The organism is Thalassolituus sp. UBA2590, assembly GCF_002339775.1.
Taxonomy (GTDB): domain Bacteria; phylum Pseudomonadota; class Gammaproteobacteria; order Pseudomonadales; family Oceanobacteraceae; genus Thalassolituus.
Window position 1 is genome coordinate 1 of record NZ_DDKU01000033.1, and the last position, 8,378, is coordinate 8,378.

8 protein-coding genes are annotated in these 8,378 nt (G+C 52.1%); 2 read left to right on the plus strand and 6 right to left on the minus strand.

Annotation, left to right across the window (positions count from 1 at the left end; all coding sequences use genetic code 11):
• On the plus strand, window positions 1-3,097 hold a 3,097-nt coding region (locus tag B2067_RS02975; RefSeq protein ID WP_301387396.1), incomplete at its 5' end, for a LysM peptidoglycan-binding domain-containing protein.
• A 135-nt stretch (window positions 3,098-3,232) separates the two neighbouring features.
• Here the strand turns inward: B2067_RS02975 and B2067_RS02980 are convergent.
• The 6 genes from B2067_RS02980 to B2067_RS03005 all read right to left on the minus strand — a co-directional run bounded on the left by B2067_RS02980 (window position 3,233) and on the right by B2067_RS03005 (window position 8,130).
• Complete coding sequence (locus B2067_RS02980; protein ID WP_068436673.1) at window positions 3,233-3,616, minus strand: RidA family protein; 384 nt, start codon at window positions 3,614-3,616, stop codon at window positions 3,233-3,235.
• 29 nt (window positions 3,617-3,645) lie between these two features.
• On the minus strand, window positions 3,646-5,778 hold the full coding sequence (gene spoT, locus B2067_RS02985) for a bifunctional GTP diphosphokinase/guanosine-3',5'-bis pyrophosphate 3'-pyrophosphohydrolase (RefSeq protein ID WP_068436675.1): 2,133 nt from the start codon (window positions 5,776-5,778) through the stop codon (window positions 3,646-3,648).
• Between the two features lie 24 nt (window positions 5,779-5,802).
• Window positions 5,803-6,063, minus strand: a complete 261-nt coding sequence (rpoZ, locus tag B2067_RS02990) for a DNA-directed RNA polymerase subunit omega (protein ID WP_068436292.1) — start codon at window positions 6,061-6,063, stop codon at window positions 5,803-5,805.
• A gap of 85 nt (window positions 6,064-6,148) precedes the next feature.
• Window positions 6,149-6,778: a guanylate kinase gene (gmk, locus tag B2067_RS02995; RefSeq protein WP_068436678.1), complete on the minus strand. Its 630-nt coding sequence runs from the start codon at window positions 6,776-6,778 to the stop codon at window positions 6,149-6,151.
• Window positions 6,779-6,818: 40 nt separating this feature from the next.
• Window positions 6,819-7,619 (minus strand): DODA-type extradiol aromatic ring-opening family dioxygenase, encoded by an 801-nt coding sequence (locus B2067_RS03000; RefSeq protein ID WP_301387397.1) that lies wholly within the window; start codon window positions 7,617-7,619, stop codon window positions 6,819-6,821.
• Window positions 7,620-7,665: 46 nt separating this feature from the next.
• Window positions 7,666-8,130, minus strand: a complete 465-nt coding sequence (locus tag B2067_RS03005; RefSeq protein ID WP_301387399.1) for a DoxX family protein — start codon at window positions 8,128-8,130, stop codon at window positions 7,666-7,668.
• A 169-nt stretch (window positions 8,131-8,299) separates the two neighbouring features.
• Here B2067_RS03005 and B2067_RS03010 point away from each other — a divergent pair.
• Window positions 8,300-8,378 (plus strand): helix-turn-helix domain-containing protein (locus B2067_RS03010; RefSeq protein ID WP_301387401.1); only part of this gene is annotated, 79 nt, incomplete at its 3' end.

The following is an 8,378-nucleotide window of genomic DNA, read 5'->3' on the forward strand; positions in this document are numbered from 1 at the left end:
CGCGGATGATGGTGCTGACCAGGTGAATACCGATGGTGCAGACGCGTCTCTGTTCGCAGAGTTAGGAAGTGCGGTTGATTACGCGCTCGAAACTCTGGGTATCACCTTCCGTGAGACGGAAAATGCGGACCTGAATGGCGGCACACTCGCCGGCAGTACTGAAGCGGATAACTTCGAAGTCACAGGCACAACACTGACCGCCAACGAAGTTAGTGTTACTAATGCAGCCTCAGCAATTAATGCAGGCACTGGTAATGATGCTGTGACTGTTAACGATACGAACTCAACGTTAACTGGTGCAGACAATGCACTGAACACAGCGAATTATCAATTCACCTCGATTGAGACTGCAGACCTGCAGAGCAATGTGCTGACGGGCACCGCTGGCGCAGATACCTTCGATGTGACTGGTGCTAATGCTCTGACCTCTGCGGATATCGACTTCACTAATGTTGCATCTGTGGATGCCGGTATTGGCGATGACCAGGTCAATACCAACGGCGCGACGCTGGCGAGTGAATCAGGTAGCGCGGTTGATAACGCCCTGACGACTCAACAGATCGCATTTACCTCGGTAGAGAACCTCGATCTGGCGAACGGTACGCTGGCAGGCAGTGATGCGGCTGATAGCTTTGAAGTCACTGGAGCAACGCTGAGTGCAAATGCGATTAACGTGACGAATGCTGCATCAGCAATCAATGCTGGTAACGGCACCGACGCACTGACAGTTAACGATGCCAACTCAACGTTAACCGGTGCAGATAATGCGCTGGATACTGCGAGCTATGAGTTCACATCTGTCGAAACGGCTGACCTGCAAGGTAATGCTCTGACCGGTACTTCTGGTGCAGATACCTTCGATGTCACGGGTAGCAATGCGCTGACGTCTGCCGGTATTAATTTCACCGATCTCGCATCTGTCGATGCTGTGGGTGGAAATGACCAGGTGAATACTGATGGGGCTACTTTGGTGAGCGAAACGAGCAGCGCGAGCGATAATGCTCTGGAAACTCAGGGTATCGCATTCGCGAATGTGGACTCTGTCGATCTTGCAAATGGAGCTCTGACGGCTACTGATGCAGCAGAGACCTTCAACACCGGTGCAACCTCGGGTCAGGTCGAAGTGAATGATATGACGATTACTTCGGTAGCAACCATTGATGCTGGTGACGGTAATGACTCTCTGGTCGCTGCCAATGATGCTGTGGTTGCCCTGAATGGCACTGAGCTTGGCTTGATCGCATCTGACATCGTGTTCAGCAACCTCGAAGCTGCAGGCCTGTCTTCAGGAACATTGAATGGCACCGCAGCCAACGATGAGTTTGCGCTGGTCGGTGCGAATCAGTTCTTCAGCAATGGCATCCTGTTCAGTGATGTCGCGAATGTTGATGGCGGCACAGGCACGGACAGCATCACTACATCGGCGGCAACCTCGGCGGAGCTGACGGTTACCGATAATGCACTGGTTGCACAGTCTATCCGGTTCGATGCTATTGAATCTGCTGATCTGTCTGGCGGTACGTTGAATGATGTTGCTGCTCAGACCGAGATCTTCACGCTGGGTGACGAGTCTGCTTCTGTAAGCACTAAAGAGATTCTGTTCACATCAGTGAGTCAGGTTTCTGCGGGTACCGATGATCAGATTCAGGGCTCTACTGGCGATGATACCTTCACGATCCGCAATGATGAGCAGGTTGCAGCTAATGACATCCTGTTCGATGGCCCGCTGACTCTGCTGGGGTCTGACGGCGACGACACCCTGGTTAATGAAATTGACGGTGTACGCTGGCTGATTAATGCGGTTGGCAACGGTATTAACCAGGTGGGCAAATTCACTTTCAGTCAGTTTGAATCCCTGTTTAATAATGTGGGTGCGCTTGATCTGGCGACCTCAATGCAGGCCGACTTTAACGGTGAGAGTGTTTCCTTTGGTGATAACACCATGACGCTGAATTTTGATGGCTCTGAAAATGTAGAGTTACTGTCCACGTACGGTTCGGGTGTTTCTGTTCAGGCAGAGGGTGACCCTATTGCGATTACAGGTTCTGTGACAGCAGACGAACTTCTGATTCTGAGCTACGGTGATATCGAACTTCGCACTGACATTAACCTGATCTCTATTCAGACGCTGAATGGCCAGTCTATTGATGTCACTATGATTCAGAATGGTGACCTCGTGATTCGCAGTATCGATATTGAGGGTGGCACACTGGTGCTGGATAGTCTGGTGGCAGGCACGGGTAGCCTGACCTCTGAAACGATTAACACGACCGATATATCGGCACTGAATGCTTACATCGGTACGGGTGAATCGGGTGTGCAGGGCGCCGGTGAGTGGGCAAGTATCGGTGAAACCAACAACCAGCTTACATTTGAAGTTGCGCTCAGACTCGACCTTGAGGCAATTACGTTCGTAAGTCCGTTCTTCCCGAACGGTGCGCCTGTGGTGTACAACACTGAAGGTACAGAGACAGACTCTCTGATCAGCTCGCAATCACCAGCACTGGTCATTGTTGATGGCGTCGGTGATGTCTCGCAGCTGAACCCAGCGGTCTTCGAAGCACTGTCTCCGTTCATTGCTGATGCTAACGCGGTAGCAGGCTCAAGCGGATACTACGCTAGCAGCGATGTACCTTCGACGCTGGATACTGAATTGCTGGCGTCGCTGTTGGCTTCGTATGAGCCAACAGCCTCGGGCTCACCGGAAGGGTATCAGGTCGGTGATGAGGAAGAAGACGAAGACGCTCAGGCGTCGGGCTCTGGCATCAACACCGATCAGGAAATCCGTATCGCTTATTCGGATACCGGAGAAGTACTGGGTGTGGTTCAGAATTATGTCTTCAAGGCGGGTGACTCGCTGTGGAAACTTTCTGAACGCTTCCTCGGAACCGGTTACGCATGGAACTCAATTATGGAGCAGAACCCAGAGATTGAAAGTCCATCGAGCATCAAGAACGGCACTGTGATCCGGGTTATCAAGTCGGTCAGCGACGAGGTTGCTCAAGCCATTCAGAATGCCCTGGACTCTGGCCTGGGTGTGAAGAAGGGCAACACAGTGACCTTCCCGGTTGATGCAAGATCACAGCTTAATATGTGATCCTGTATCACTTGATTAGTCTGCTGCAGATTGTTTGCGGCAGGCTGATCAGGCAGTAAAAGGCAGGCAATAAAAAGCCCCGCTCTTTATGGAGCGGGGCTTTTTTATTGGAGCTGTATCGTGACTGAAAATGGTTTAAACGATTTCCAGTACACCGTCCATTTCTACGCCAACTGCTTTGGGTAATTCTTTCACGCCAATGGCTGCACGTGCAGGGTAAGGCTGCTCAAAGTATTCAGCCATGATGGCATTAACGGTGGCGAAGTTGCTCAGGTCAGTGAGAAAAATATTCAGCTTGGCGATCTGCTGTAGTGAGCCGCCGGCCGCTTCGCAAACCGCGCTCAGGTTTTTAAACACCTGGTGAATCTGAGCTTCAATACCGCCCTCCACGATTTCCATGGTTTCTGGAACCAGAGCAATCTGACCAGACAGATAGACCGTGCTGCCTACTTTAACGGCCTGAGAGTATGTACCGATGGCTTGAGGTGCTTTGTCGGTAGAAATAATTTCGCGACTCATGGTAATCCTTTGTACAGGTTAGAGTTGGGTTACTGATTAGCTTTAGGATATTTAATACGGACGATTTTCGACACGCCGCGGATCGTTCTGAGGCGGCGTATCGTACGTGCGAGGTGTTTACGGCCCTGAACACTCAGCGATAGGTAAGTAACGCTGAGGCGGGCGTCCTGCTCTTCAACACTGATTTTCTCAATGTTGGCTTCTGCCTGGTTTACTGCCGCGGCAACATCGACAATGATACCCCGGCGGTTTTCCATATAGACTTTAAGATCTACCGTAAATTCGCTGCTGATCTCTTTATCCCAGCTCAGGAATACGCACTTTTCCGGGTTGTCGCGGTACTCTTCGACGTTGCGGCAGTTTTCGGTATGAATAACCAGCCCGCGCCCGGAGCTGACATGCCCCAGAATCGGATCGCCCGGAATAGGGCTGCAGCATTTAGCGAAGCTGACGACCAGGCCTTCGGTGCCTTTAATTGCCAGGCGGGAGTTATCCTGAATCGAATTCAGATCAATATCGGTATCGCGATTGGCAACGAGCAGGCGGCGAGCCATCAGTGGTGCCATGCGGTTGCCTGCACCAATATCTTCAAAGAGATCTTCGAGGGTCTCTTTTTCAGTCTCTTTCAGAACCAGTTCGACATGCGCAGCGTCGATATCTTCCATGGTCTTACCCAGCGCGCTGAGCGCTTTATTGAGCAGGCGCTTACCAAGCTCAACAGATTCAGAACGGCGCTGAGTTTTCAGGTAGTTGCGGATATTCGAGCGGGCTTTACCGGTAACAACAAAGTTAAGCCAAGCCGGATTGGGCTGCGCGTTCGGCGCTGTGACCACCTGAATAGTCTGGCCGTTCTGCAGTCGGGCACTCAAAGGTGCCAGCTGCTTGTCGATACGACAGGCAATACAGTGATTGCCGACATCGGTATGTACCGCATAAGCAAAATCGACCGCGGTAGAGCCTGCGGGCAATTCCATAATTTTGCCTTTCGGCGTGAACACATAAATCTCTTCGGGGAAGAGGTCGACTTTAACGTGTTCAACAAATTCGATTGGCGAACCTGCATTTTTTTGCAGTTCGAGAAGGCTCTGAACCCACTGGCGTGCACGCTGTGTGCCGCTGGTCTGATCGCTTTCACTCTTATAGAGCCAGTGCGCCGCAATACCATGGTTGGCCATGGCCTCCATATCTTCGGTGCGGATCTGGATCTCGATGGGCACGCCGTTCTGACCGATCAGTGTGGTATGCAGTGACTGATAACCGTTGGTCTTCGGAATGGCGATGTAATCTTTAAACCGCCCTGGCACAGGCTTATAAAGACCGTGCATGGCACCAAGAATGCGATAACAGTCGTCGACTGAATCGGTGACGATACGGAATCCGTAGACATCCATGATGTCGCTGAGTGATTTCCGCTGGTCGCGCATCTTGCTGTAGATGCTGTACAGATGCTTCTCGCGGCCAAAAACTCGCGCAGACACACCACACTCGCTGAGACGGTTACGAATGCTGGCGGTAATATTCTCTACCACCTCAACGCGATGACCGCGAGCGGCCTTCACCGCTTTGCGGATCATCTCTGAACGCATGGGGTAAATGGCTTCGAAACACAGCTCTTCCATCTCAACCCGTACACTGTTCAGACCAAGGCGGTTGGCGATTGGGGAGTAGATATCGAGTGTTTCGCGGGCAATGCGGCGGCGCTTCTCAGGCTTGAGAGATCCCAGTGTCCGAAGGTTGTGCAGTCGGTCGGCGAGTTTAACCAGAATAACGCGGATGTCTTTGGCCATCGCCATCGCCATCTTCTGGAAGTTTTCAGCCTGTTGTTCTTCTTTGCTTTCGAAGTGAATGTGCGTGAGTTTAGACACACCATCCACAAGGTCCGTGACCACGTCCCCGAACTGAGCAGCGAGCGCCGCTTTGGGTACGCCGGTATCTTCAATAACGTCGTGCAGCATCGCAGCCATCAGACTCTGATGGTCGAGGTGCATCTCAGTAAGAATATTGGCGACTGCCAGAGGATGAACAATGTAGGGCTCGCCGCTGCGGCGGCGTTGCCCTTCATGTGCCTGTTCCGCGTAAAAGTAGGCACGACATACCTGTTTGATCTGACTATGGCTCAGATACTGGGTAAGTCGCTCAGATAACGCATCAATCGTAGGCACTATATGCTCTGTAAGAAAGGTCTATCAGAATTCCTGATGACGGGTCTGTGCTTCAAACTCAGCGTTTGCACGAGCCGCTTCTTCCTGTGCTGCCATAGTTGCAGGAGTCACGAGGTCGTCAGCAATTTCACGCAGAGCCAGTACAGTAGGCTTGTCGTTTTCTTCGGCAACCATAGGTTCCGCGCCATCAACTTGCATCTGGCGGGCGCGCTTGGCAGCCAGCATGACGAGTTCAAAGCGGTTATCAACGTTTGTCAGGCAATCTTCAACGGTTACGCGAGCCATGGTTTTTCCTGTAAGCGAATTAAATTCAGTGGAACCTTCTATTGTATTCGATTCCAGCGATAAAGGAAGAGGTCAGACAAAAATCTCAGTCATTACCCAGCAGATCTTTGAGAGTCTGGGCATGTCTGGCCTGCTGTGCCTCGAGGCGGTGACGGCGCGCGATGATGATGGCGCGCAGTTCCTCAAGGGTGTTGTTGAAATCATCATTGATGATCAGATAGTCATATTCGCCGTAATGGCTCATCTCGCTGCGGGCATCGCGCATACGGCGCTGAATGGTCTCGTCGCTGTCCTGGCCACGATTCTGCAGACGTTGCTCCAGTGCCTCAATCGAGGGCGGGGCAATAAACACTGAGATCGCCTCTGGCATCAGACGGCGCACCTGCTCGGCACCCTGCCAGTCAATCTCCAGAATGACGTCACGGCCCGCTTCAAGCTCTGACTCGACCCAGCGCTGAGACGTACCGTAGTAGTTGTCGAATACCTGAGCGTGCTCAAGGAAGGCACTCTCACCGATCAGTTGCTGAAAATCTTCTTTACTGACGAAGTGATAGTCTTTGCCATCGACCTCTCCCGGACGTGGAGCGCGAGTAGTGTGCGACACAGAGACGCCTATATATCCCGTACTGTCGAGCAGGGCCTTTACCAGGCTGGTTTTACCTGCGCCCGAAGGGGCGGAGAAGATAAACAGGGTTCCGGTAAATGATTTAGCCATGCTGATCCAGTCGTTTAAGTGTTTGGCCTGACAGTATACCTCAGGCTGTCCATGCGTACATGCCGGAAGCCTTGCCGAGAATCTTAGTCGCAATATGCTCGTCAGCAGGGCGACCGGCAATGCCGTAGCAGACATGCAGGGGCAGCAAATGCTCTTCGCGTGGATGGCAATAGCGGGCACTCGGTGCCTCAGCCCAATGCTGAAGGCGTTGCCGCCTGTCGTCTTCTGTCAGCGTTGTGCTCATGCAGGTTTCTTCCAGCCATCCCTGAAATGCCGCATTTGCAGCGTGCATATCGTTGCTCTCGGGTATAAAAAAGGCGCGCATATTATGGAAAGAAAAGCCGGAACCTATGATGAGCAGATCATCGTAATCCAGCCCTTGCAATGCTTCACCGATACACAGGTGTTCATCCGGGTCGAGACCTTTCACCAGTGATAATTGTATGGCTGGAATATCGGCCTCCGGATACATCAGCATCAGCGGAATATACAGGCCGTGGTCGTAAGGGCGGTCCGGGCTGCTTTCCGCATGAATACCAGCATTTTGCAGGGCAGAAACTACCTTTTCTGCCAGAGCAGGTTCCCCCGGAGACGGGTATTGAAGTTGGTAAGCTTCATCCGGAAAACCACCATAGTCATACATCATGCCCGGCTGACTGGCTGAGGTCACCGTAGGGCGACTGGCTTCCCAGTGCGCACTGATTACCAGGATCGCTTTTGGCCGAGGTAGCTCTCTCGCCAGCTGTTTTAAATTGCTTACCATTTCCGCATGGCCGGGGTCACCAAGAACGGGCAGAGGGCCGCCGCCGTGGGAAATAAAAATGGTATTTACAGTACTCATAACACCTCTTTTCTCAGATCGGGATTAAGCTGGCTTTTAATTTTGTTCAGGCGAACGAAGCCTGAGTTTTCTGTTGGCGCAGCTTTTCAGAAATCAGCTGGTCAACCGACAGGCTGCCCGCACCCTGAACCACCAGAGCAATACTGATTACGAAGAGTGTCAGAGCATATTCGTAACCGTTATTCGCCATAAAGAGTCCGTTACTGATGTGCACGCTGAAGATGGCAATCAGCATCGTAAAAGCAGTCAGCAGTGCCGCGGGACGTGTCAGCACACCCAGTACCAGTGCAAGGCCGCCGAAGAACTCTGCGCTACCGGCAAGGAATGCCATGAGTACGCCGGGTTCAAGACCAATACTGGCCATCCATTGACCGGTGCCTTCCAGTCCGTAGCCACCAAACCAGCCGAACAGTTTTTGCGAGCCGTGCGCTGCCAGAATAAGGCCAACCGGGATACGAAGGATAAGAGGAGCGAAGCCGGCATTGGATTCGAAGATTTTTTGAATGTTCATAGTAAGTCTCCTATGGAGTTCTGCTTAAGTGATGTGTTTACTTTACTGCTTGTTTCTTTGTTGATTAATGGGGTTTTAGTTGTCTTATTATCAATGATTCGTTGATAATGGTTTGGCTGCTTTAACTGTGTCGTAGAGGTCTGGATCGTATATGGATCGAATAGAAGCGATGCGCACGCTGGTCAGCGTGGTGCATGAGGGTAGCTTTACCCGGGCTGCGGAGCGTCTGGCGATGTCGCCGCAGCTAG

Bases quoted from the DNA above. Each gene is read 5' to 3' on its own strand.
- B2067_RS02980 (WP_068436673.1), bottom strand. From the start codon at position 3,616: ATGAGTCGCGAAATTATTTCTACCGACAAAGCACCTCAAGCCATCGGT.
- rpoZ (WP_068436292.1), bottom strand. From the start codon at position 6,063: ATGGCTCGCGTAACCGTTGAAGATTGCCTGACAAACGTTGATAACCGC.
- gmk (WP_068436678.1), bottom strand. From the start codon at position 6,778: ATGGCTAAATCATTTACCGGAACCCTGTTTATCTTCTCCGCCCCTTCG.
- B2067_RS03000 (WP_301387397.1), bottom strand. From the start codon at position 7,619: ATGAGTACTGTAAATACCATTTTTATTTCCCACGGCGGCGGCCCTCTG.
- B2067_RS03005 (WP_301387399.1), bottom strand. From the start codon at position 8,130: ATGAACATTCAAAAAATCTTCGAATCCAATGCCGGCTTCGCTCCTCTT.